This window comes from Mucilaginibacter sp. P2_A5 (assembly GCF_056404995.1).
The window spans coordinates 33,415-56,961 of record NZ_JBFUCY010000041.1 but is presented as its reverse complement, the minus strand read 5'-3'; the positions used below and the strand labels follow the sequence as shown (position 1 = coordinate 56,961).

Below are 23,547 nucleotides of genomic sequence, written 5' to 3'. Positions count from 1 at the left end.
TACGCTTAACTAAATTTTTATAAATTTGAGATGTATTGATTAAACGTGTGCCAAAGCCTTAATGATTAAAAAATTATCGTTCACTATATTTTTTTTAGCATTTGTATTATCTAAGCCTTATGCACAGTCAAATCAAACAGTGCCCAACGGAGGCGTAACAAAAGCCGAAAATTTTATTGGCACTGGCTGTTCGTATCATTGGGTAAACAGCAATCCATCTATCGGACTTCCTGCAAACGGTAACGGTAATATTCCTTCTTTTACAGCAATAAATACCGGGAATAGCGCTGTTACAGCAACCATAACGGTTATACCGGCGTCAAATGGGTTGGCTTATATTACAAATTTAATTGATGGGACAGTTTCTGTAATAAATACAGCAGATAATACAGTTGTTAATACGATTTCAGTTGGTTATGGGCCTGTTTATGTAGCGATTAGCCCTGATGGAAGCCGAATATATGTGGCAAATAGTGGCCTTGGCTTTGTAAGTAGTATTTCGGTAATTGATGCAGCTACCGATACGGTTATATGGACAATTCAAATTGTAGATGAACCTTGTTATGGCCTGGCTGTAAGTCCCGACGGAAGCAAATTATATATTGGATGTGTGGGGTCGTCTTCTAACGGTAGTGTTACGGTGGTCAACACGGCCAATTTTAATGAAATATCGTATCTTGAATTTCATGACAGCGTATTTGGTATCGCTTTAAGCCCGAACGGAACCTGGCTGTATGCAACCAACATATTTAATAATAGCATCGCCGTAATCAACACTACAACAAATACTGTTGCTCAAAATATAACAGTGGGCACACATCCTGATCAGGTGAAATTAAGCCCGGATGGTAATAAATTATATGTATGTAATCAAGGGTCGGATGAGGTATCTGTGATAAACACTGAAACAAATACTGTAATTGCAACAATCCCGGTAGGTTCAAGTCCTTATGGAATATCAATAAGTCCTGATGGCAGCCGGATATATGTAGCAAATTCCAATTCCAATAACGTTTCTGTAATCAATGGCGTAACTAATACTGTCATGTCAACTATTGCGGTTGGGACAAATCCTTTCGGAATTTCTGTTAGCCCCGATGGTAACTTTGTATATGTTGTAAATAAGGATTCAAATAATGTGTCGGTAATCAATGCCACAAATAACCTAACTGTAACAACTGTACCTGTAGGTTCATATCCAGGTTCGCTCGGTAGCTTTATTTCAGCGGGGGTAGGTTGCAACAGTTCGCCTGTTACCTTTACAATTACGGTAACCCCTCCTCAGCCAATAATTACTGCCAACCTTAAAGCATCCGGGAGTATCTCGGCTTGCGCGGGTACGCCATCTGCCAGCCCGGATATACAACAATTTTCTGTATCCGGAAATAACTTAAATACCGGCGTTACCGCTGCTGCCCCAACGGGATTTGAATTATCGCTTGCTTTGGCAAGTGGCTATGGCAGCAGTGTAACGCTTAATCAGTCGGCAGGCAGTTTGACCAGCACCATCATATATGTACGGTCTGCCGCGGCTGCCGGTATTGGCAATATTACCGGGCATGTTACATTGAGTTCAGCCGGTGCAGCCAACCAGGAAGTCGAGGTGTCAGGTATCATAAATGCTGTTCCAACTGTAAATACAGTAGCACCCCAAAGTCTGGCAAATGGAGCAATAACCACATCGATTAATTTTACAGGTACGGCAACAACCTTTAGTTGGACTAATGATGCTCCGGGTATCGGGCTTGCTGCCAGTGGTACAGGAGATATTCCTTCGTTTGCTGCAATCAATAATACCAACAGCCCCGTTACTGCAACAATCACAGTGGTGCCTCTAAACGGCACAAATTGTAATGGTACGCCTGTTAAGTTTACTATTACAGTAAATCCTATGCAAATTCCAGCTGTAACCGTAGGTGGGTTGCTAACTCCATTAACAACGATTTACGGAACAGCTTCGCCGGTGGAAAGTTTTACAGTATCGGGCACAAATATTATTTCCGGAATTTTGGTAACGCCACCCAAAGGTTTTGAAGTTAGTGCCGATGGGGCGGTTTTTAATAATTTAGTTACGGTTACCGGCGTAGGGAATATTTCTCCGGCCCGGATTTATATCAGATTAGCATCATCCACATCGGTAGGCAATTATACCGGCAACGTTATAATAAGTGCGAACAATGCGGCCAACGAAAACATTGTAATGCCTGTGGGTGCGGTGACGCCAGCATTGTTAATAATTACTGCAGATGATAAAACCAGGCCATTTGGTGCTTTAAATCCTGTACTAACTGTTAATTATAGCGGTTTTGTGAACAACGATGATCCCGCAAAACTTGCGGTACAACCCCAGGTAACAACTCCGGCAGTGAGCTCGTCGGCACCCGGTGAGTATCCAATCATTGTTGATAATGCTGCTTCGTCCGACTATACTTTTAAATATAATCCGGGAACCTTAACAGTGGTGCCTTATTTGTCCATGCTGCTCATTCCTAATGTATTTACACCTAATGGCGATGGCAGAAACGATACCTGGGAGATCAAAAATATGGAGTATTACCCCGGATTGACCGTCAATATATTTGACCGCTGGGGGCAAAAGATATTCTCATCTGTAGGATACGATATTCCCTGGGACGGTAAATATAAAGGCAAGGTATTGCCGCCGGGAACTTTTTATTATATAATTGACCGTAAAAATGGTCAGGCGATAATAAGCGGATGGGTGACTATTATTCGCTAATGGCTAACTCATTGAGTTATGTCTCCCGGGGGAGACAAAGTATTCTGCTTGTTTTATCAGAGCAAAAAGGCTCCGAATCCGGCTCTATAATCACGGGCTTGCTAAACAATTCCTTTATGGAATCGTATCTGCTACTTATAAACTCGTTCGATGGCCATGCGAAGTTATCCATACAAGCAACTTCCAGCGCACCATTGGCATAAAAGTAATGTGATTTGGGCACCCAGGCTATTAAAAAGCCAGGACCGATATCGTGGCCATAATCATAAAACTGTATCATGCTCAATTGCCATCCAAGTGCCATCCAGGTATCCCATGGCGGGGCATCGCCAACATCTACATAACCTGCACTTTCGGCTTCAGGCGCACCATCAACAACTGTTGAATCCGGGTCGAATATCATAATCCGGCCATAGTGATGCAACTTAGAAACAGGAATCAACTCCACTCCAGATTCAACTAACAAGGTTGATCGTGTTGAAATAATCTTGTCAATAACAGCAGCCTTTTCACTATCCGAATTTTCAGGATAAAAGTAATGCGGCGATAATTCCTCTGAACGGAACAGGTTGGCATTAAAGTCATTATTAACTTTTTCTATCCAGGTCGCGGTTTCCTGGATCACCTTGATTATATCCATAGATAAGGTTTGTATTAGAATGTATAACGCAAGAATTTTTCCGTCTTGCTACTTGATACTAACTACTTGCTACTACATCAATCTCACCACCAACCCATCCATCTCCTCCGTAACCCGCATCTGGCAGGCCAGGCGACTATGTTCATCGGCGTTGGGCAGGGTATCCAGCATATCAAGTTCGTTATCTGTGGCATGAAAATATTGTTCGGGGCCTTCCAGGACCTGTATGTGGCAGGTGGCGCAAAGGGCCATGCCGCCGCAGGTGGCCAGTACATCGTATTCGGATGCTTTTAAAACTTCCATCAGGCTCAGGTTGATGCCTTCGGGGATTTCTACGGGCTGGCGGTCGCCGTTGCGGTCTTCAATAATTAAGTTGATCATGGCTAAAATTCGGTTACGCCGTAAACGGTGGTGTATTTAAAACTCAGTTTTTGTTGGGGATAAACGTACTTAAAAGCGCTTTGGGCCATCAGCGCGGCTTCGTGGAAACCACAAAGGATCAGCTTTAGCTTGCCCGGATAGGTATTGATATCGCCAATTGCGTAAATCCGCTCCACGTTGGTGCTGTAATCCCTGGTGTTCACCTCAATGGCCGAGAAGCTGATGTTTAAGCCCCAGTTAGCAATCGGGCCAAGCTTTGGGCTAAGGCCAAACAGCGGAATCAGGTGATCGGCGGCAATGTGGCTTACCTGGTTGTTCCTGTCGAGCAGGGTTACTTCCTGCAAATGGCCTTCGCCGGTCAGGGCGACTACGTTTGATTTCAGGATGAGGTCAATTTTGCCTTCGCGGGCCAGTTCAAAAACCTTTTCGGTAGAGTCGGGTACGCCCCGGAAGGTATCGCCGCGGTGAACCAGGGTAACGCGTTCGGCTACGTTGGCTAAAAATATGGCCCAATCCAGGGCAGAATCGCCGCCGCCGGCCAAAACTACTTTCCGGTCGCGGAACAGTTCGGGATTTTTTACCATGTAGGCCACGCCCTTGCCTTCAAAATCGATGAGGCGGTCAATCTCGGGCTTCCGGGGCTCAAAGCAGCCAAGTCCACCGGCAATTACCACTACCTGGCAGTGAACGGTAGTGTTATCATTGGTTTGGATGGTGTATGATCCATCTTCATGCCGGTTAAGGGTTTCAACCCGTTCTCCCAGGCTGAATGTAGGGTGGAAGGGTGCTATCTGCTCCATCAGCCTGTCCACCAATTCCTGGGCGGTAACTTCGGGGCAGCCGGGGATATCGTAAATGGGTTTGTGAGGGTAAATTTCGGATAGCTGACCGCCAACCTGTGGCAGTACATCAATCAGGTGGCAGCGCATTTTTAACAGCCCCGCCTCAAAAACGGCAAACAATCCAACCGGCCCCGCGCCGATGATACAGATATCTGTATAAATATCATTATTTGTTAGATTTTTCTCGACAAAAGTTGGATTTTTTGTGTCCATAACTGTATTTTTTTGGTACACAAAGATGTCTTCAAAAAAATTGCCCCACAAATGATATAAAGTAATACATGATTACTTTAAGTTATAATTGGCCAGGCAAAAACGTTTAAAAAGTTCAATCAGTTTGCTGTTTTTCCCATGCAGCTGGATGAACTGGAAGGTGCGGAAAATCTCGAGCCCTTTGATGTCGATAACGTTCAGCTCGTTATATTTTAGCTCGCTCACTACCGATTGGATAGACAGGAAAGTAGCAGTATCTGAGTATAAAAGGTACTGTTTTATGGCGATGCTGCTCTCCAGCTGAATCTCGATATTCAGATCTTTAGGGCTGATCTGCACATTTGCCAGCGCATCGTAGATCACATCCAGGGTGCCCGATCCGGCCTCGCGCAAAACAAGGGGGATCTCCAATAATTGTTTTGGGGTGATCTCGGCCTTTTTTGATAACTTATTGTTTGCCCTGGTCACCAGCACTATCTCGTCCTTGGCAAATGGCGAATAGGCCAGCTGGGGCGAGTGGGATGAACCTTCGATGATGGCAATATCCAGCTTTTCGTCCATAATCATTTGCGAAACCTGGTCGGTGTTGGCCTGTATAAAGTTGAAGGTGATCTCGGGGTAGGTTTTCTTAAATAGCGCCAGGATCTTGGGTAAAATGGTTTGCGCTACTGTAGTACTGGCCCCAATGTGCAAGGTACCGGCTTCGATGTTGTTCAGCTGCGCCAGTTCGGTTTCAAGGGCGCTGTAGGTTTGAAAAATCTTATCGGCATAATGCACCAGTACTTTGCCGGCTGTGGTGAGGGCAATGTTGTTGCCGTTGCGCTTAAATAGCTGCACATTAAGCTGTTGTTCCAGCTCCTTAATGTGCTTGGTAACGGCCGGCTGGGTAATAAACAGCTCATTGGCCGCCCTGGTAAAGCTAAGCCGCTGCGCAACCGTATAAAATACCTTTAACCGAAAATCGAAGATCATCGGGTTAAAGGTAGGGGTTTAATTTTAACTGTAAAACTGTGTGTACGGTGCAGGGTGAAACACCCTGGTACACCCTTGGTACACTTGCCGTTGTTGGGGATTTTAAAATGTTAAAAAGCGGGGGGTACGTGCGATTCCTTCCTTGGGGAAGGAGGAGGTAGGGGTTAAATCAGGCGCTCAAGCCGCTTTGTAACCTGTCGCACGGCGAAACCCCTCCCTGCCTTTGCGCACATTGCCAGCCGCACCCCTCCCGTGGGGAGGGAATAAAAATCCTTCGGAAAACGACATCAATAAATGCCAGCAAAACAATCAATTTACCCGCTAACTGCCTTTGTCTTAACTCTTGATTGCTTAACTCTTGGCTCTTCTCCCTATATTTGCACCATGACAGGAAAATCGCCCAAAGAATCATATACCATCATGAATGAACTGGTATTGCCCAATGATACCAATACATTAAACAACCTGATGGGTGGGCGCCTGCTGCACTGGATGGATATTGCCGCCGCCATATCGGCTCAAAAGCATTGTAACCGTATAGTGGTTACCGCCTCGGTAGATAATGTATCGTTCCAGGCGCCGGTAAAACTGGGCGATGTAATTAGTATTGAAGCCAGGGTAACCCGGGCGTTTACCACTTCGGTTGAAGTGAGGATGGATGTTTGGGCGCAAAATATCCCTTCGGGTACCAAGGTAAAAAGCAACGAGGCCTATTATACCTTTGTAGCTTTAGATAACGACGGGCGAAAAACCCAGGTGCCGGTATCATTGCCCGAAACAGACGAGGAAATAGCGTTGTTTGAAGGCGCGCTCCGCCGCCGCCAGCTGCGGTTAATACTGGGCGGCAAAATGCTTGCCAATGACGCGACCGAACTGAAAGCCCTCTTTTTTGGTGAGCAGTTGCCCCTGAACCTGAAAGATTAATTTTCGTAACAATTGCGGCCTGGCTTAGTCAAAACGGTATCAGCTTAAAAACTAACAGCCATGAGATACTTTCTTTGCTTTTTATTCCCTCCGCTGGCCATTTTAACAACCGGCCGCATTGGCGCATTTATACTCAATATATTTTTAACCCTGTTTTTCTGGATCCCCGGCGTAATTCATTCCATACTGGTTACCAGCGATTATTATGATGCCCGCAGGCACAGGCGATTGGTGAGGGCTGTGAGGAGGAGTGGGTGGTAGTTGTTGATTAGGTGAGTGGTTGATTGGGTTGATTAGGTTAAGTGGTTGATTGAGTTAAGTGGTTGATTGAATTGGATTTTGAGTTAATTGAGCACCACAATAAGTAACCAACTCAATTAACTCAATCAATCCAGTCCAACTCAATCAACTTAATCCAACCTAATCAACCATTCACCAAAATTTACCATCTTTGCCCTGATGCAAAAAGGTAAGCTATTAATTATTGACGACGAGGAACGCCTGCGTAACCTGATGGCCCGCATTCTGCAACTGGAAGGGCATGAGGTAATTACAGCAGGTACGGCCAAAGAGGGGCTGCGTAAATTACAGCAGGAGAATATCCAGGTTGTTTTGAGCGATGTTAAGCTGCCCGATACTGATGGCATTACGCTTACCGATACCATCAAAAAAGCATACCCATCTACCGAGGTTATTGTACTTACCGCTTATGGCACCATCAACGATGGCGTAAAGGCCATTAAGGCAGGCGCTTTTGATTATATTACCAAGGGCGACGATAACGAAAAGATAATCCCGCTGGTAAGTAAGGCCATGGATAAGGCCCTGTTGCAGCAAAAGGTACTGGAACTGCAAAGTAAACTGAACGATAAATTTGGATTCGACAGGCTGATTGGCAGATCTACCGCCATTAGCGATGTTATTAAGCTGGCCCAAAAAGTGGCCTTAACCGATACCACTGTTTTACTACTGGGCGAAACCGGTACCGGCAAAGAGATTTTTGCCGAGGCCATTCACCAGGCCAGTAACCGTAATGCTAAATCGTTTGTGGCTGTAAATTGCAGCGCCTTTACCAAAGAATTACTTGAGAGCGAGTTGTTTGGCCACAAGGCGGGCTCGTTTACCGGTGCAGTTAAGGATAAAAAAGGCTTGTTTGAAGAAGCTACAGGCGGTACCATATTTTTAGACGAGATAGGCGAGCTTGACCACGACCTGCAAGCCAAACTGCTCCGCGTACTGGAATCGCAGCAGTTTTTAAAAATTGGCGATACCAAACCTACCCAGGTGAATGTACGCATACTGGCGGCCACCAACCGCAACCTGCAAACGGAAATTAACGATGGCCATTTCCGGTCGGATTTGTTTTACCGTTTATCCGTTTTCCAGATCACCTTGCCCCCGTTGCGCGAGCGTAAAAAAGACATCAAACTTTTAGCCGAATACTTTATGCAATACTTTGCGCTGAAAGTTAAAAAGCAGATTAATGTATTGAGCGACGAGTTTGTAAGCAAACTGGAAGCCTACAACTGGCCCGGCAACATCCGGGAGTTTAAAAACGTAATTGAACGCGCCGTAATACTCACCGATAACAATATTCTGGACGAGAGCCTGCTACCTTACGAAATTCAGCAGCAACAGGTAAAATCAGGCGCACCTATTTCCGCTTTCGATCTTTCGTCGGTAGAGAAGCTCCATATCCAACGGGTGCTTAACCATACGCACGGCAACCGTGCCGAGGCGGCTAATTTGTTGAATATCGGGGTAGCTACTTTGTATAGGAAGTTGAAGGAGTATGGGTTGGAGTGATTTTGATTTCGGATTTGGGAATTTCGATTTGGGATTTAATTAGATCGCTACCATAAGGTAATCTATGCTCACTCATGTAGGGCGATAAAAAAGGAATAGGTACAATGGAGAAGAAAATTATCGACGGTCTGCATGTGGTGTATAACGGCCCGTTAACCATTGTAACCCTTGTTATTGACACCATACCTAATTTAAAAAGGTTTTTATCACAGCATGAAAACGTTACCGTACTTATCCATCCAATATCCTATCACATTGATGAGTTTAGCTTAACTACCGATCATCTTGATTTTTTGAATGGCTTAAACCTCGAACGAATCCTTTTGACGGGCGGGGGAATGGGTGTAGATCATTCCGGCCTTTACACACAGGTTAACCTTGTCGACCTCTCCGCAAGATTTTTTGATCATGCTGACCTTGATTTTTCTTACTTTAAAAAATTAGCCGTAATCGAGTTTTACTGGAACCCACGGACACAGAACTTTTTCGGCTGTACAAGTCTACAGGATATCAGTATCTGGAAATTTAAACCAGCAGATAAAACGCTGTCCGAGTTTTCTGTATTTAACAAACTCGAGAAACTAAAGGTTGTTCAAAGCAATATCGTAAATATTGATGGCATAGAAAATTTGGGCCATCTGCGCTCTTTAACCCTGGCCTACAATACCAACCTCGAAATTGAATACAATGGTGTTGTATTTAAAAATGTGGAAGAACTGGAAATTAACACCTGCCGAAAAGTTAACCTCGACTTTGTAAAGATCTTCCCCAATTTAAAACGATTGGAGTTGTTTAATTTCCAACCCATTCAGGAATTACGACCAATACTTGATGGCTTGTCCAAATTAGAAGAGCTATTTGTGGGCTCAACAAAAATTGAAGAAAGCGACAATACCTATTACCTCAATTATCCAAATATTAAACGGTTTTTCTTTGCCGAGAAGAGGCATCATGTTTTGAAGAATAAGGATATCGGGAAGGATTAGCGAGGGGACGGCTTCAACAGATCAGATAAAGACGGGGAGCGCTTTTGATCTTTCATCGGTATAGAAATCCCATATCCAACATGTAACTTAATCATACCCGCGGCAACCGTGCGGAGGCTGCCAATTTGTTGAATATTGGGGTAGCTACGCTGTATGGGAAGCTGAAGGAGTATGGGTTGGAGTGAGGGATATCATATGTCGTTACGAGGTCAAATAACAACGACTTAACCCCCAATGTCATGCCGAACTTGTTTCGGCACCCCACATGCTAAGTGTACTTCATGCGGGTCACCTGTCCCGTGGGGTCCCGAAACAAGTTCGGGATGACTTCCGTTTTTCAACATGTCATTATAAGGTACGAAGCAATCTCCGAATTATGCTTTACGGTTGTTTGGGTAACGAAATTACTTTGTAGAGGCTACCACATCGGCCCGCTCAATTGCCGCGGGAGGGCTGTTACTTTTGTCGCCACAAAAGTAACCAAAAAGGCTGTCAGCAGAAATGCTTCTTTGCGCGCAAGGCCTCTGCGCTGCAAAACGGTCAAAACCTGGGCTGGGATTATTTTGCCCTCACCCACATTGCCCCTGCCGCAAAAACTCCCTATGCCCTGTAGCCGCACGGCCCCGCATTGTTTTGCCCGCTTTCACCCGAAGCTGTTCTGCTGACGGGAAGGGAAGCCGAGAGCCTCTAAGATCAATGATATACATAAATATTGATAGCTCTACGTTTCGCTGCCGCGGGGTTTTAACCCGTGGCTAAACCGGTTTCAGCTTTCAGCTGAACTGTGAAGCCAAAGGCTTCAACCTGTATTACCCACGGGTTACGCTGCGCTAACCTCGCGGGAGTCTGCTTTCAGCCAAACAATAAAGCCTTAGCTTACTATTTTCCCTACTGCTTATCAAAAACCATAGGCGAAGGAGCACAACTGGCATTAAACGGGCAGGTAAAGTAAAGTAAAAGTTTATTTTTAGGCCCGTTGAGCGATAGGCCACATGCAAGTTTTTTGGAGCCATCAACGGGTGTAAGTTCGGTTTGTGGGCCGAAGCTATTTTTTGAGTTTGAGTAATTTACCAGGTCAAACATGATTAATGAATCATTTTTGATGCTATATTTCCCAACGCTTCTAAAGCGATAACCTATTATTTTTTTGGTAACCGAATCAGTAGCTATAACATCGAACTGAACCTGGTTATCATTTTTAAATTCATATTGTTGAATTCCCTGGAATTGCTGGTACGCCCATTTTCCGGTGATATTAAGGGGGCCGCTTGTATTATCCTTTTCACAGGCCGAAAAAGTAAATGCTAAAACAACGGCCAAAAGGCCCAGGATTCTGATAAGGGTAAGTTTTGTTTTCATACTAACCATTACGCATAAATATTTGGCATTGATACAATTGGGATAAAAAACTTAGGTGAATTGTAATGATATAACTGCAACGGAAATTCTTGTAGAGACGCAATATTTTGCGCCTACCACCAGGCAAGCGGATTTGCATGCGGGAGACGCAAAATTTTGCGTCTCTACATACAAAAACCGAATTGATAATCTTTCGGCTGTTGAGAAACTGCATATTCAACGGATGCTTAACCATACTTGTGCTAACATGTGGTTTGATGGACAAGACGATTACCAACTGTTATTTGCCTGAAAAAAGCCTGCTAAAAGGGCTATTGTACCCTATCTCCCGGTAAATGTTTTGGGTACCATTGTACATGGGAATGATTGAATAATTGCTTTGATTTCTTTACAGTTATTTTATTGGTTATCCTTTACCATGAAAGGATAATCTCCTTGTTTCATATCATTACAACTACTAAAACATTGTCTCTGATCATCAAAAGCACTAAAAATTTTAAATATTCAATACCAAGCCGTTAAGCTTAACGGTGATCATTTAACCAAACAAACCAATACAATTATGAAAACATCAAACTTACAAATGCTCAAAGAGCAGATTGAACAATCAAAACCTCAGGATTTCGTACTGCAATCATTCAATGTTTTTAATCCCATCATCGCCAAAAATCCCGATTTATTACTGAGCCAGCTCAACAATTATTTAAAAACACCATTAACGGACAATGATGTAAACACCCAAACCGTTAAGCAAACCTTTTCATCTACTTTTAAAGAATTTCAATCTTCGCAATCTTCTAATACAGAATTCGCCGCCTCTGTGGGTATCGAGGGCAGTTATGGATTTTACAGCGGTTCGGTAAAGGCAAGTTACAGTTCAGAAACCTACCAGGCTTCAACAGCTTTCAGCAGCAGTTTTAATGCTGTTATTAATTGCGGCACGGTAACTTTTAAAAGGCAAAGCGATAATAATGCCATAAGAGCATGCCTGGCTCCCGAATTATGCGATGGCCTTGACGGCATTACCACACTTAAAGCTGCCGAGTTTTTTGTAAACACTTATGGTACACATCTTGTGCTTGGTTTAAACCTGGGTGGCTTTATTCAATTAAAATCAGCATCAAAAACAAGCAATTACAAAAGCAAGCAAGAAATGTCGCTTGCGGTAACAGCAGCCTATGAAGGCGCCGGCAGCATTAGCGCTGCGGCAAGTGCAACTCAAAAATTATCGCAGGAAAGTTTTTCTTCCAGCCTTGAACAAACGGTTGATACTTCGGGAGGGCAGGGCAGCCTGGCGGCCGAAATTGACCCAAAAGATCCGAAAACAGTTGTTGCCTGGGCTAATAGTTGTACCAGCGATACTTCTTATGGTATAACCAGCTCTATCGAGATATGGCAACTGGCCGCAAATGATACTGCAAAAAACACATTGAAGCAATATCTCAATCTTGTAATATTGGCGCAAAGTATCAATAACCCAACCATATTTGCAGCAGATGCTAGTTTGGAGCCATACACTATAGTTAGTGTTAATGCTGTGGCAAACGATGCCCGCTTCCGGATTATCGGAGGAGGGGCCATGGTAGAAAAAAACAAAAGCAGCTTCCTGGTAAACTCTTACCCCCAAACAGATAGTCATGGCCATATTAATGGATGGACTGCCGGATCGCATGATATCGCAGATGCCACATCTGCCGATGAATATATAACGGCCTTTGCTATGGCCATATACGACCCCAGTTATGCAGTTGACAGCACAGATAGCCTGTTGCAGGTTCAATTAAAAAAAGCATCAGGCAGCAATCCAGGTGTAGGCAGCGATACCGCTGCAAGTAGTGTAGATGCCGGTTATTTACTTTCGGGTGGTGGTATTCAATCTTTTACGCCCGGAAATATTAATAAATTCATTTTGGGCAGCTACCCTTCAAATGATACTACCTGGACGGCCACCAACCATGATTATGAAAATATAGCATCTGATGTTGCGCTTACGGCTTATGCTATTGGCATTAAGAGTAACCATGCTTCACTTACCATTACGCCATATTTGGTTAGTACACCCGAATCTGAACATGAATATGGCAACCAAACCGCAACGTTGGGCGATGGCATAGCTATTGCAGGCGGTGGTTTATCAGTAACAAATGCCACTGGTTTTGGTAATCTTGTGCAACAAAGCTTTCCATCATCATCCAATAGCTGGACGGAATATAATAAAGACGATGACAGCCATGTGTCACATGCCGATAGTGTGGCTTATGCAATTGGATTTGCCGCATCGAATGATTTTAACAAGTAAAAAAGCTGGTAATGGCATAAGCGCTCCCGACGGAAAGGTTAGGAGCGCTTTTTATTTATGTGTAATTTTATTACACGGCCGTTAAAGCAGAAAGCTTACCACATGCCAACTATAAGGTACACCATCGCTAACCTCGCGGTAGCAAGTGCATCACAACAACCATGTCATTGCGAGCGCAGCGTGGCAATCGCGAACTATGCTTTACGGTTGTTTGGGTAACGAAATTACTTAGTAGAGGTTATAGCATCGTGCCGCTGCCGCGAGTTTTAAACTCGTGGTAAAACATGGTTTCAGCTTTCAGCTGAACTTGTAAGCTGAAAGCTTACCATTTTTACCCACGAGGTACGCTATCGCTAACCTCGCGGTAGCAAGCATCACAACAACTATGTCATTGCGAGCGCAGCGTGGCAATCGCGAACTATGCTTTACGGGTGTTTGGGTAACGAAATTACTCAGTAGAGGCTACAGTATCGGCCCGCTCATGGCCGCGGGAGGCCTAGTCCTTTTTGTCTTGAAACAAAAAGGACCAAAGACCGAGCATAGCGAGATAATGAGCGCCAATAAATAACAAACAACAGCGAATAATTCAAGTCAGCAGAAATGCTTCTTTGCGCGAGAGGCCTCTGCCCCGCAAAACGGGCAAAACCTGGGCTGGGATTATTTTGCCCTTTCCCTCTTTGCCCCTGCCGCAAAAACTCCCTATGCCCTGCAGCCGCACAGCCCCGCATTGTTTTGCCCGTTTTCGCCCGAAGCTGTTCTGCTGACGGGAAGGGGAGGTGCTTCGTAAAGAAAACGATCACAAGTCCTCCTGGCTCTGCCCTTTGCGTAAGACTTGCTAAGGGGGCATTTTTGGAAATTAGGAATTTCGATATAAACTTTGTCATTGCGAGCGCAGCGCGGCAATCTCGTAACTATACCGGGTGAGCTATTTAGGAATCAACATTATTTCGTAGAAACGACAACATCGGCCCGCTCATGGCCGCGGGAGGCCTAGTCCTTTTTGTCTTGATACAAAAAGGACCAAAAAAATCAAGTCAGCAGAAATGCTTCTTTGCGCGCAAGGCCTCTGCCCTGCAAAACGGTCAAAACCTGGGCTGGGATTATTTTGCCCTCGCCCACATTGTCCCTGCCGCAAAAACTCCCTATGCCCTGCAGCCGCACAGCCCCGCATTGTTTTGCCCGTTTTCGCCCGAAGCTGTTCTGCTGACGGGGAAGGGAATTTTTTTTTGTAAGAAAGATTATTACAAGTCATCCTGGCTCTGCCCTTTACACAAGCGCTAAGGGGGGGATTGATTCTCATAGATGGAATGGAAAAAGAAGCTAACCGCAAAGTTGGGGGAATTCGCGCAGGAGTTCAAGATGGTAAAAGACCTTAAACTAATTTATTTTATTATGATAACGGTCATGTTTTGCACGTATCTTGTTTTAAAAAAAATAGAGAAGAAGATGAATGAAGATAAATTCAGTTTAGTAATGTTAAATAGTAATTTCTCAAAGGAGAAAGGCAAACTCATTAGATATTTGTCTAATTTAAGTCAATTCTCTAAGTTGATAAGCGAACTAAGGCGTGGATTGATTGAAGCAAGAAGTAAAATTGAGACAGAAAATCAAGATGAAATTTCCATATGTGACAGTTATTTAAAGGAAATCGATTCTCATGACATGAGTTTTCTTTTTAATCACAGGCTTAGGTATTTTGAACTTTTTATTTACTACAAATACAATGCAGATAAAAGTGGATTTTGGCCTAACAAAAATGGGTACGAAATAACCACTGACGAACTAGAGGTGCTTACGAGAAACAATAAATTAGGTTACATCATGGCACATCGAGTTTTAGAAGACTATAGTTATTTTTTATTAACCAAAGAGCCTTCAGATAAGCTTTTTTTTGTTGGCGAATCGGGTATTTATCTTTTACCATTTATAATTAAAGATGAACCGGAATTAAAAGGGTTATATAATTACTTAGTGAAATATGATCGTTCTCCCTTTTTGATAATAATCGATAAAAAGCTTTATTATTCTTTAAGGGATGTTCACAAAGGATTAAAAGTACAACCATATATAAAAAAATAATATGATATTCATAATATCATATTAGAGGGTTAATCTCATTTTTTATTTTTTTTCCTTTCCCGCCCCTCTATGCGACGCAGTCGGAGGGGAAGACGGGCGCAGCCTCGTTGGGATGAGGATGCCTGCCTCGCGCCTAAGGCCTTCGCAGTATAAGCGGAAAGCGTGTCCCGCAGGCAACGCCCTTTTTAGTAGTAGGGGATATGTTACCGATTTGTAACACATATTTGTTGTTTCGATGCTACTTACATTAAGTTGCAGCTTTTAAAACAGATCTTGGGCAGCTGTATTAATAATTACAAGTGGTAACTTATCAACGCCATTTCGTCTCTCATAGACAATCGGGAATTGAATTAGAAAATCTTTGGTAAATTCCTGAATGGATTTAACCCTCCCGAGGAGATACCCGTTTATCTCGTAACTACATAAAGCGTACTTAAAATTGCAATTAGTTTTAAAAAAACTGTTTACAAGGTCGGTAAAGGCTTGCAATTCAACTTCAAATTTTTCTTTTTCAAAATGCTGTTCGGGAAAACTAATACTTAGTTCCTCAAAGCCACTTTCTTCCAAATCAACATAGGATACCAAAATTTCCATGCCCGGGAATAATTGTGTTTTATTCTTCCCCTCAACTAAAGATAAATCCTTTAAACATTTATCAATTTCGGATTTAGACGTTTGTGTTTTTTTCGCGATTAACGATATATCAAAATATTCCGGCATAGGTTATTTACTTCTCCTGTTAAATATAAATATTTAATCCGGACTAAGAGTTTTCATTGTCAGGTGGCAAGATTTAGCTATTTATCCGATAGCGCAAAAAATATAGTCATCACCTTGTGCGGCTTCGCTAAAAGTATTTTTTAAGTTGATAAATTCTTGAAGCAAATGCGCCTCGTTAAAAGCATATTCTTCGCCCTCGTTAGTATTCCAAATATTGGGGTAAATATCGTTTGCATTTAACTCGTCGGGATTAAAGGCATTGCTGAAATCGGTTGTGCTGACGGTATTGAGGAATTGGTTTATCAGTTTTACTTTCGGCAGGTCATGATAGTTAAATACTGTTTGATCAAAGTTGAAGTCGTCCGGAACTTGCTCGAAATCCAGCGTTGAGTAATCAATATCTTCTCCTAAAAAACAAACCGGGTAAAATATCTCCTGCACCAGGTTTGTAGTTTCGGCATCCCTGTTTTTTGAAAGCACAAACCTGAGCCCTTCAAAAGACTGATCAAAAGTCCGGCTTGATTTTGCAAGCTCAAATAAATTAGCGTCGTCCGGATTATCGGCTATCGTTAAATATTCGTCCTTGGTTACTTGGTATAATGTTACGCTTTGTCCCATATCATTTAAGGTTTGGTCGTTCAAGATAGCCCAATATTCAAATAAACGAAAATGAAATTTTATTTTGATATGCCCGGCAGTATATGCGGGCAGGGGGTAGCCCAAAATGGTGTTGTGGCGTCAATTTGTCCTCAATCCCCGCGTTAACGATTGCAGCGGATACCGGCCTCGCGCCTAATGCCTGTGCAGTATAAGCGGAAAGCGTGGGCCGCAGGCAACGCCCATTTTAGTAGCAAGTAGTTAGTATCAAGTAGCAAGACTTTGGAAAAATAGAATCAGGAGACAAGAATCAAGACAGCTTCATAAATAAAACCCTGGCTATCCTTTAATCCTAAAAATCAAGGTTCGGACAATAGGGCGATTAACGTGAAATCGCTCCTGTTTTCGACGTTTTTTGCACGGTAGCAATTTTACCTAAATAATTGATAATGAGCTGTAAAGGTGTTCCATGCTTGCTTTTTTAAAAATATAACTCGCTGATTGTCAATACTAATGCGTTCCAAAGCGTTCCATGCGATCCAGGCGTTCCGGTGGAACGCTACGGGCACCGCCATTCTCCTTCTCCCACATTGATAATCAACTATCAAAATGATAGGCGTTTTTAGCCTTTTAAACGCTGATTTATCGTCTGTAATAACTTAATATGCTGTAAATCAAACAGGTGATGGTCTTTGGCATTTGTTGGCATCTGCTTGGTAAAGCCTCTTGCAAAAACTAATAGTATGGATGTTTTACAAGTTGTTATTTATGTTGTGGCCTTTGCAGCCATATTCTGGATCTTCTTCAAATCAGTTAATTACTTCGAAAAAATCTAATCATCATGATCGCATTATTCATTGTGGCAGTGGCTGTGTTTGTATACATGGTGTATGTGCTGCTTAAACCCGAAAAATTTTAAACTATTAAACCATGAACACTGAACTTTCAGGTGTAATTTTTACCTACCTGCTCACGCTGGCAATAGCCATCCCCCTGGGCCGTTACATCGCCCGCATTTTTAAGGGAGAAAAAACCTGGCTCGACTTTCTGGCCCCTGTTGAACGTTTCATTTTCCGTTTCAGCGGCATTGATGCCAAAAAGGAAATGAATTGGAAACAGCATTTATTTGCCCTGCTTACTATCAATAGCGTATGGCTTATTTATGCATTTGTTTGTTTAATGGCGCAAGGCCACCTGCCGCTTAACCCGGATGCAAACCCGGGGCAGTCGCCTGATACCGCTTTTAATACGGCCATCAGCTTTTTGGTAAACTGTAACTTACAGCACTACTCGGGCGAAAGCGGCGCCACTTACTTTACACAGCATTTTGTGTTTATGTTCCTGCACTTTGTATCGGCCGCTACCGGTATTGCCGCCCTAATTGTGCTTTACAGGGCCCTGAAAGATAAAGTGACCGATAAACTGGGTAACTTTTGGGATTACTTTGTAAAAGCCATTACCCGTATATTATTGCCTATATCGTTTGTTATAGCTATCATCTTCGCTTTTAACGGCATGACAACCAGCTATGCCGGTAAAGATACTTTTATCAGCATGCAGGGCGATACCGTTCACGTATCCCGCGGGCCGGTTGCTGCCTTAGTTGCTATTAAACACTTAGGTACAAATGGCGGTGGCTGGTTCGGTGCCAACTCGGCCCACCCTATCGAAAACCCTAACTACTTAACCAACACGGTTGAGCTGGTTGCACAATTGATTATCCCGATAGCGCTGGTATTTGCCTTAGGTTTTTACCTCAATAAAAAGAAATTTGCTTACGTAATTTTCGGGGTGATGACGCTGGGGATGCTCATGCTCATGATCCCCACCATTAACGCCGAGTTGAACGGTAATCCGGCCATTGCCCACATGGGCATCAGCCAGCCAACCGGTGCCATGGAAGGCAAGGAAGTAAGGTTTGGCCCGGCCAACTCTGCCTACTGGAGCGTAATGACTACCATTACATCAACAGGATCGGTAAACTCCATGCACGATAGCACCATGCCTTTATCTGGTTGTATGCAATTGCTGGGTATGATGGTTAACTGCTTTTACGGTGGTGTAGGTGTTGGCTTCCTTAACTTTTATATCTTTATCGTCATCGCGGTATTTATATCCGGGTTGATGGTTGGGCGTACACCGGAATTTTTAGGGCGCAAAATTGAAGCCCGCGAAATGAAGATAGCTTCGCTGATAGCTTTATTGCACCCCTTCATCATATTGGTTGGCCTAGCCATATCATCATACGTTGTGGTACACATGCCGGGTGCAGATTGGGCGGTAAAACCGTCAACATGGTTAAACAACCCGGGCAACCACGGTTTTTCTGAAATGTTGTATGAGTATACTTCAGCAGCTGCCAACAACGGTTCGGGCTTTGAAGGTTTGGGCGATGGTAACATCTTCTGGAACTTTACTACTGGTATAGTAATGGTATTGGGTAGGTTTTTACCAATTATTGGTCCGCTGGCAATAGCTGGTTTACTGGCCAACAAAAAATACATTCCAGAATCTGCCGGTACACTTAAAAGCGATACTTCCACTTTTGGATTAATGATATTCGCGGTAATTGTAATTATAGCCGCCCTTTCATTCTTTCCTGCATTAGCATTAGGCCCAATTGCCGAACATTTTTCACTTAGATAGAAAAAAGGAAGCGGAAGGCAGTGCGATTCCCCTCTTGAGAGGGGGGAGGGGTGTGTTTAACCCGCGTTGAATGGAGCAGAACACACCCCTGCTATCGCACATTCCATCGCGCCCCCTCTCGAGAGGGGAACTGAAAAAGCATTAATCGCTTAAAAAATTAAAAAGAAAATGAAAACCTCAAATACATTATTCCAGGGCGATCAGATGAAGGAGGCTTTTAAACAATCCTTCATCAAACTAAACCCACGCATACTGTTCCGTAACCCGGTTATGTTTACCGTTGAAATAGGAACAGCAGTGATGCTTATAGTTACCATATTTTCCTTTGCAAATAAAGGCCAGGGCAGTTTTGCTTATAACTTCACCGTGTTTTTGGTGCTGTTGTTAACCGTATTGTTTGCCAACTTTGCCGAGGCCATTGCCGAAGCACGCGGTAAAGCACAAGCCGAAAGCTTGCGCAAAACCCGCGAGGAAACTCCTGCGCGCTTACTGGTTAACGGTAAAGAAACCCAGGTGATGTCGAGCCAGTTAAAAAAAGGCGATGTATTTATCTGCGAAACAGGTGATAATATCCCTACGGATGGCGAGATCATTGAAGGTATTGCTACCATTGATGAATCGGCTATTACCGGCGAATCGGCTCCGGTTATTCGCGAATCGGGCGGTGATAAATCATCAGTAACAGGCGGTACCAAAGTATTATCTGATAAGATAAAAGTTATGGTAACCACCCAGCCCGGCGAAAGCTTTTTAGATAAGATGATTGCTTTGGTTGAGGGTGCATCGCGCCAGAAAACACCAAACGAGATAGCTTTAACTATCCTGCTATCAGGCTTTACGCTCATCTTTGTTATCGTGTGCGTTACCCTGAAACCATTTGGCGACTACTCTAACACCCCTATAACAATAGCTGCATTTATCTCCTTGTTTGTGTGCTTAATCCCAACTACAATCGGCGGTCTGTTATCGGCCATTGGTATTGCCGGTATGGACAGGGCATTGCGTGCCAACGTAATTACCAAAAGCGGTAAAGCGGTGGAGACTGCCGGCGATTTAGATACCTTGCTGTTAGACAAAACAGGTACAATCACCATTGGTAACCGTAAGGCAACCAACTTTTACCCAACAACCGCAGTAAACGAACAGGATTTTGTAACAGCCTGCGTATTGAGTTCGCTGGCTGATGAAACCCCTGAAGGTAAATCAATTGTTGAACTGGCCGAAACCGGCTCAGGCAAGTTAAAGGTAGTTGCCCCTAAAGACTCGGTTTTTATCAAGTTCACTGCCGAAACCCGTTCAAGCGGTTTAGATACGCCCGATGGGTTGCGCATCCGTAAAGGGGCCTTTGATTCTATCCGCAACATCGCCTTAAAAGCAGGCAACCCTTTCCCCGCTGATGTGGAAGAGAATGTTAAAAAGATCTCCTCAAACGGTGGTACACCATTAGTGGTATCACAAAATGAAAAGATCCTTGGCGTAATTGAATTACAGGACATTATTAAACCCGGCATTGCCGAACGTTTTGATCGCTTACGTAAAATGGGCGTTAAAACGGTAATGGTGACCGGTGATAACCCTTTAACAGCCAAATTTATTGCCGAAAAAGCAGGTGTAGACGATTTTATTGCCGAGGCCAAGCCCGAGGATAAAATGAACTATATTAAAAAAGAACAACAAGGCGGCAAGCTGGTAGCCATGATGGGCGACGGTACAAACGATGCACCTGCCTTGGCACAGGCCGATGTTGGCGTGGCCATGAACAGCGGTACCCAGGCAGCCAAAGAAGCCGGTAACATGGTTGATTTGGATAACGACCCAACCAAGCTGATTGAGATTGTGGAAATTGGTAAACAATTGCTGATGACCCGTGGTACGCTTACCACCTTCTCGATAGCCAATGACGTAGCCAAGTACTTTGCTATCGTTCCGGCCTTGTTCATGGTATCTATCCCGTCGTTAAGGGCGCTAAATATCATGGCATTGCACAGCCCGGAATCGGCCATATTATCGGCAGTAATATTTAACGCCATCATTATCCCGCTGCTGATACCGTTGGCCTTACGCGGTGTTGAATATAAACCGATAGGTGCCAGCGCTTTATTACGCCGTAACCTATTGATCTACGGATTGGGCGGTATCCTGATACCATTTATAGGTATTAAATTAATTGACCTTGCCGTAGGAATATTTTTATAGAAGAGATTTGAGATGTGAGATATGAGATTTGAGACAGAAAATAAAAGTCGAAAATCTTATATCAGAGCACTCAGATCTACATTTCAAGGATGCGGGGCTAATCTCACATCTCAAATCTAATATCTCAAATCTAAAAGAAATGAAAACATATTTGTTGCCATCAATCAAGTTAACTATCATCCTGATAGTAATTACAGCCGGTATCTATCCGTTAGCTATAGCCGGTGTGGGCAAATTAACTCCCGGTCATGGTGATGGGGAAACCGTAACTTATAAGGGCCGTGTAGTTGGTTATGCCAATGAAGGTCAAAAATTCACTAAAGACGAATACTTCTGGAGCCGTCCATCTGCGGTTGATTATAATGCTGCCGGTTCGGGAGGTTCAAACAAAGGCCCGTCAAACCCCGATTATTTGAAACAGGTAGAAGGCCGCATCCAGGATTTTTTAAAACATAACCCCGGTGTAACCCGCGCCCAGATCCCTGCCGAACTGGTTACCGCATCGGGTAGCGGATTGGATCCTGATCTTTCCCCGGCAGGAGCGCAAGTACAGGTAGCCCGTATTGCCAAAGTACGTGGTTTATCTGCCGATGTTTTAACCAAACTGGTTGATGAGCATACCGAAAAGCCGTTATTTGGCGTATTTGGCCCATCAAAAGTAAATGTGCTGAAGCTGAATGTGGCTTTGGATGAACTAAAGAAATAGCCCCCTTTAGGCGAGGATTTAGGTGGGGCTTAAGATATGTATGAATGGTTGTATAGTTAATTTTGGTTTAATTATATGTTAGTTTGAGAAACATTCATACCTTAAAGGGGGGCCGCGAGGGCTCTCCTTTTATGCCCCCTCTAAATCTCCTCCGCTGGCTAGCGGAAGACTTTTGATTTGCATGGGGTTTAAAAGCTTGGCTGTAAACCAAAATGGGATTTGTGCGGGTTTAAAACAAAATGGTTATTAATAAGTATCAGATAAATTAAAATTTTTAAAGTCTCTCCCTTCAGGGGAGATTTAGAGGGGGCTTATGGACGGCGAAAAAGAACGATCGGTTGAGCATTTCCTTGAGCTGATAAAAAAATCGAGGCGCGGGAAATTCAAGGTTTACATAGGCATGAGCGCCGGTGTGGGTAAAACATTCCGCATGCTTCAGGAAGCCCAGGCTTTGATGCGTAACGGCATCGACGTTAAAATTGGCTATATAGAAACGCATAACCGCAAAGAAACTGTTGCTCAACTGGAAGGCTTGCCGGTAATACCCCGCCGCAAACTGTTTTACAAGGGTAAGGAGTTGGAGGAGATGGATTTGAAGGCCATCATCAGCCTGCGCCCCGAGGTGGTTTTGGTTGATGAGCTGGCACATACCAATATTGAAGGTAGCAGCAATGAAAAGCGCTGGCAGGATGTGCTGGAGATATTAAACGCCGGCATCAATGTGATCAGCGCGGTAAACATCCAGCATATGGAAAGCCTGAACGAGGAGGTGGAGCGCATAACCGGGGCCAAAATAAATGAGCGCATACCCGATAAGGTTTTGCAGCTGGCAGACGAGGTGGTAAACATCGACCTTACCGCCGATGAATTGATAGACCGCTTAAAGGAAGGTAAGATATACGATGAAAAAAAGGTGCCGATGGCGCTCAATAACTTTTTCCAGGCCGACAGAATTTTGCAGCTGCGCGAACTTGCCCTGCGCGAAGTTGCCCACCAGGTAGAGCGGAAGATAGATATTGAGATACCCAAAACCATTAAACTACGGCCCGAGCTTTTTTTAGCCTGCATTAGTACAAATGATGCTTCGGCCAAAATAATTATCCGTAAAACGGCAAGGTTGTCCTCGTACTACCGCTCAAAGTTTTTTGTTTTGTATGTACAAACCTCAAGAGAGAGCAGCGATAAAATAAACCTGGCATCACAACGCCACCTCATTAATAATATGAAACTGGCCACGCAACTGGGCGGCGAAGTTATCAAAATAAAAAGCGACCGCATAGCCCAAACCATTTGGGAAACGGCCGAAAAATACGACATTACCACTATTTGCCTGGGTAAGCCACGCTTTAAATTTTACCAGGTTATTATGAAAACGGCGGTTTTTACCCAATTGTTAAATAAAATGTCAAAAACTGATATAGACCTTGTAATACTATCATAA

At 43.7% G+C, this 23,547-nt stretch carries 21 protein-coding genes; 14 read left to right on the top strand and 7 right to left on the bottom strand.

Annotated elements, in window-relative coordinates; all coding sequences use genetic code 11:
- Window positions 1-61 precede the first annotated feature (61 nt).
- Window positions 62-2,740 (top strand): T9SS type B sorting domain-containing protein, encoded by a 2,679-nt coding sequence (locus tag AC1DXF_RS26510; RefSeq protein ID WP_477451707.1) that lies wholly within the window; start codon window positions 62-64, stop codon window positions 2,738-2,740.
- A 16-nt stretch (window positions 2,741-2,756) separates the two neighbouring features.
- Here the strand turns inward: AC1DXF_RS26510 and AC1DXF_RS26505 are convergent, their stop codons facing one another.
- From AC1DXF_RS26505 to AC1DXF_RS26490, 4 genes are all read right to left on the bottom strand, one after another.
- A complete protein-coding gene (locus AC1DXF_RS26505) occupies window positions 2,757-3,380 on the bottom strand; it encodes a hypothetical protein (RefSeq protein WP_477451706.1) in 624 nt (207 codons plus the stop codon).
- Window positions 3,381-3,452: 72 nt separating this feature from the next.
- Window positions 3,453-3,761, bottom strand: a complete 309-nt coding sequence (locus tag AC1DXF_RS26500; RefSeq protein WP_477451705.1) for a 2Fe-2S iron-sulfur cluster-binding protein — start codon at window positions 3,759-3,761, stop codon at window positions 3,453-3,455.
- Between the two features lie 2 nt (window positions 3,762-3,763).
- Window positions 3,764-4,816, bottom strand: a complete 1,053-nt coding sequence (locus tag AC1DXF_RS26495) for an NAD(P)/FAD-dependent oxidoreductase (protein ID WP_477451704.1) — start codon at window positions 4,814-4,816, stop codon at window positions 3,764-3,766.
- Between the two features lie 72 nt (window positions 4,817-4,888).
- Window positions 4,889-5,788, bottom strand: a complete 900-nt coding sequence (locus tag AC1DXF_RS26490) for a LysR substrate-binding domain-containing protein (protein ID WP_477451703.1) — start codon at window positions 5,786-5,788, stop codon at window positions 4,889-4,891.
- 384 nt (window positions 5,789-6,172) lie between these two features.
- Here AC1DXF_RS26490 and AC1DXF_RS26485 point away from each other — a divergent pair, with 384 nt between their 5' ends.
- The 5 genes from AC1DXF_RS26485 (at window position 6,173) to AC1DXF_RS26465 (ending at window position 9,689) form a co-directional block, all read left to right on the top strand.
- Window positions 6,173-6,712, top strand: coding sequence for an acyl-CoA thioesterase (locus AC1DXF_RS26485; protein WP_477451702.1), 540 nt, complete (start codon window positions 6,173-6,175; stop codon window positions 6,710-6,712).
- Between the two features lie 60 nt (window positions 6,713-6,772).
- The gene (locus AC1DXF_RS26480; RefSeq protein ID WP_147053295.1) at window positions 6,773-6,973 is read left to right on the top strand and encodes a YqaE/Pmp3 family membrane protein; all 201 of its coding nucleotides are present in this window, start codon (window positions 6,773-6,775) and stop codon (window positions 6,971-6,973) included.
- 198 nt (window positions 6,974-7,171) lie between these two features.
- Entirely contained in the window at window positions 7,172-8,518 is a 1,347-nt protein-coding gene (locus AC1DXF_RS26475) for a sigma-54-dependent transcriptional regulator (protein ID WP_477451701.1), read from the top strand.
- A 104-nt stretch (window positions 8,519-8,622) separates the two neighbouring features.
- A complete protein-coding gene (locus AC1DXF_RS26470) occupies window positions 8,623-9,504 on the top strand; it encodes a leucine-rich repeat domain-containing protein (RefSeq protein ID WP_477451700.1) in 882 nt (293 codons plus the stop codon).
- 125 nt (window positions 9,505-9,629) lie between these two features.
- On the top strand, window positions 9,630-9,689 hold the full coding sequence (locus tag AC1DXF_RS26465; RefSeq protein ID WP_477451713.1) for a hypothetical protein: 60 nt from the start codon (window positions 9,630-9,632) through the stop codon (window positions 9,687-9,689).
- A 703-nt stretch (window positions 9,690-10,392) separates the two neighbouring features.
- Here the strand turns inward: AC1DXF_RS26465 and AC1DXF_RS26460 are convergent.
- Window positions 10,393-10,863, bottom strand: a complete 471-nt coding sequence (locus tag AC1DXF_RS26460; RefSeq protein WP_477451699.1) for a hypothetical protein — start codon at window positions 10,861-10,863, stop codon at window positions 10,393-10,395.
- 562 nt (window positions 10,864-11,425) lie between these two features.
- Here AC1DXF_RS26460 and AC1DXF_RS26455 point away from each other — a divergent pair.
- The 3 genes from AC1DXF_RS26455 to AC1DXF_RS26445 all read left to right on the top strand — a co-directional run bounded on the left by AC1DXF_RS26455 (window position 11,426) and on the right by AC1DXF_RS26445 (window position 15,241).
- Window positions 11,426-13,162, top strand: a complete 1,737-nt coding sequence (locus AC1DXF_RS26455; protein ID WP_477451698.1) for an MAC/perforin domain-containing protein — start codon at window positions 11,426-11,428, stop codon at window positions 13,160-13,162.
- A 1,005-nt stretch (window positions 13,163-14,167) separates the two neighbouring features.
- Window positions 14,168-14,443 (top strand): hypothetical protein, encoded by a 276-nt coding sequence (locus AC1DXF_RS26450; RefSeq protein ID WP_477451697.1) that lies wholly within the window; start codon window positions 14,168-14,170, stop codon window positions 14,441-14,443.
- A 165-nt stretch (window positions 14,444-14,608) separates the two neighbouring features.
- Window positions 14,609-15,241: a hypothetical protein gene (locus AC1DXF_RS26445; RefSeq protein ID WP_477451696.1), complete on the top strand. Its 633-nt coding sequence runs from the start codon at window positions 14,609-14,611 to the stop codon at window positions 15,239-15,241.
- A gap of 261 nt (window positions 15,242-15,502) precedes the next feature.
- Here AC1DXF_RS26445 and AC1DXF_RS26440 read toward each other — a convergent pair whose 3' ends face one another.
- Together AC1DXF_RS26440 and AC1DXF_RS26435 are read right to left on the bottom strand one after the other, a co-directional pair.
- Window positions 15,503-15,961, bottom strand: coding sequence for a hypothetical protein (locus tag AC1DXF_RS26440; RefSeq protein WP_477451695.1), 459 nt, complete (start codon window positions 15,959-15,961; stop codon window positions 15,503-15,505).
- Between the two features lie 81 nt (window positions 15,962-16,042).
- A complete protein-coding gene (locus tag AC1DXF_RS26435; RefSeq protein ID WP_477451694.1) occupies window positions 16,043-16,579 on the bottom strand; it encodes a DUF1877 family protein in 537 nt (178 codons plus the stop codon).
- Between the two features lie 820 nt (window positions 16,580-17,399).
- On the opposite strand from AC1DXF_RS26435, the gene kdpF reads away from it, so the two are divergent.
- The 5 genes from kdpF (at window position 17,400) to AC1DXF_RS26410 (ending at window position 23,547) form a co-directional block, all read left to right on the top strand.
- The gene (gene kdpF / locus AC1DXF_RS26430; protein WP_090651871.1) at window positions 17,400-17,477 is read left to right on the top strand and encodes a K(+)-transporting ATPase subunit F; all 78 of its coding nucleotides are present in this window, start codon (window positions 17,400-17,402) and stop codon (window positions 17,475-17,477) included.
- 11 nt (window positions 17,478-17,488) lie between these two features.
- Entirely contained in the window at window positions 17,489-19,204 is a 1,716-nt protein-coding gene (gene kdpA / locus AC1DXF_RS26425; protein ID WP_477451693.1) for a potassium-transporting ATPase subunit KdpA, read from the top strand.
- A 168-nt stretch (window positions 19,205-19,372) separates the two neighbouring features.
- On the top strand, window positions 19,373-21,400 hold the full coding sequence (gene kdpB, locus AC1DXF_RS26420) for a potassium-transporting ATPase subunit KdpB (protein ID WP_477451692.1): 2,028 nt from the start codon (window positions 19,373-19,375) through the stop codon (window positions 21,398-21,400).
- A gap of 139 nt (window positions 21,401-21,539) precedes the next feature.
- Complete coding sequence (locus tag AC1DXF_RS26415; protein WP_477451691.1) at window positions 21,540-22,106, top strand: K(+)-transporting ATPase subunit C; 567 nt, start codon at window positions 21,540-21,542, stop codon at window positions 22,104-22,106.
- Window positions 22,107-22,419: 313 nt separating this feature from the next.
- Window positions 22,420-23,547, top strand: coding sequence for a sensor protein KdpD (locus tag AC1DXF_RS26410; protein ID WP_477451690.1), 1,128 nt, complete (start codon window positions 22,420-22,422; stop codon window positions 23,545-23,547).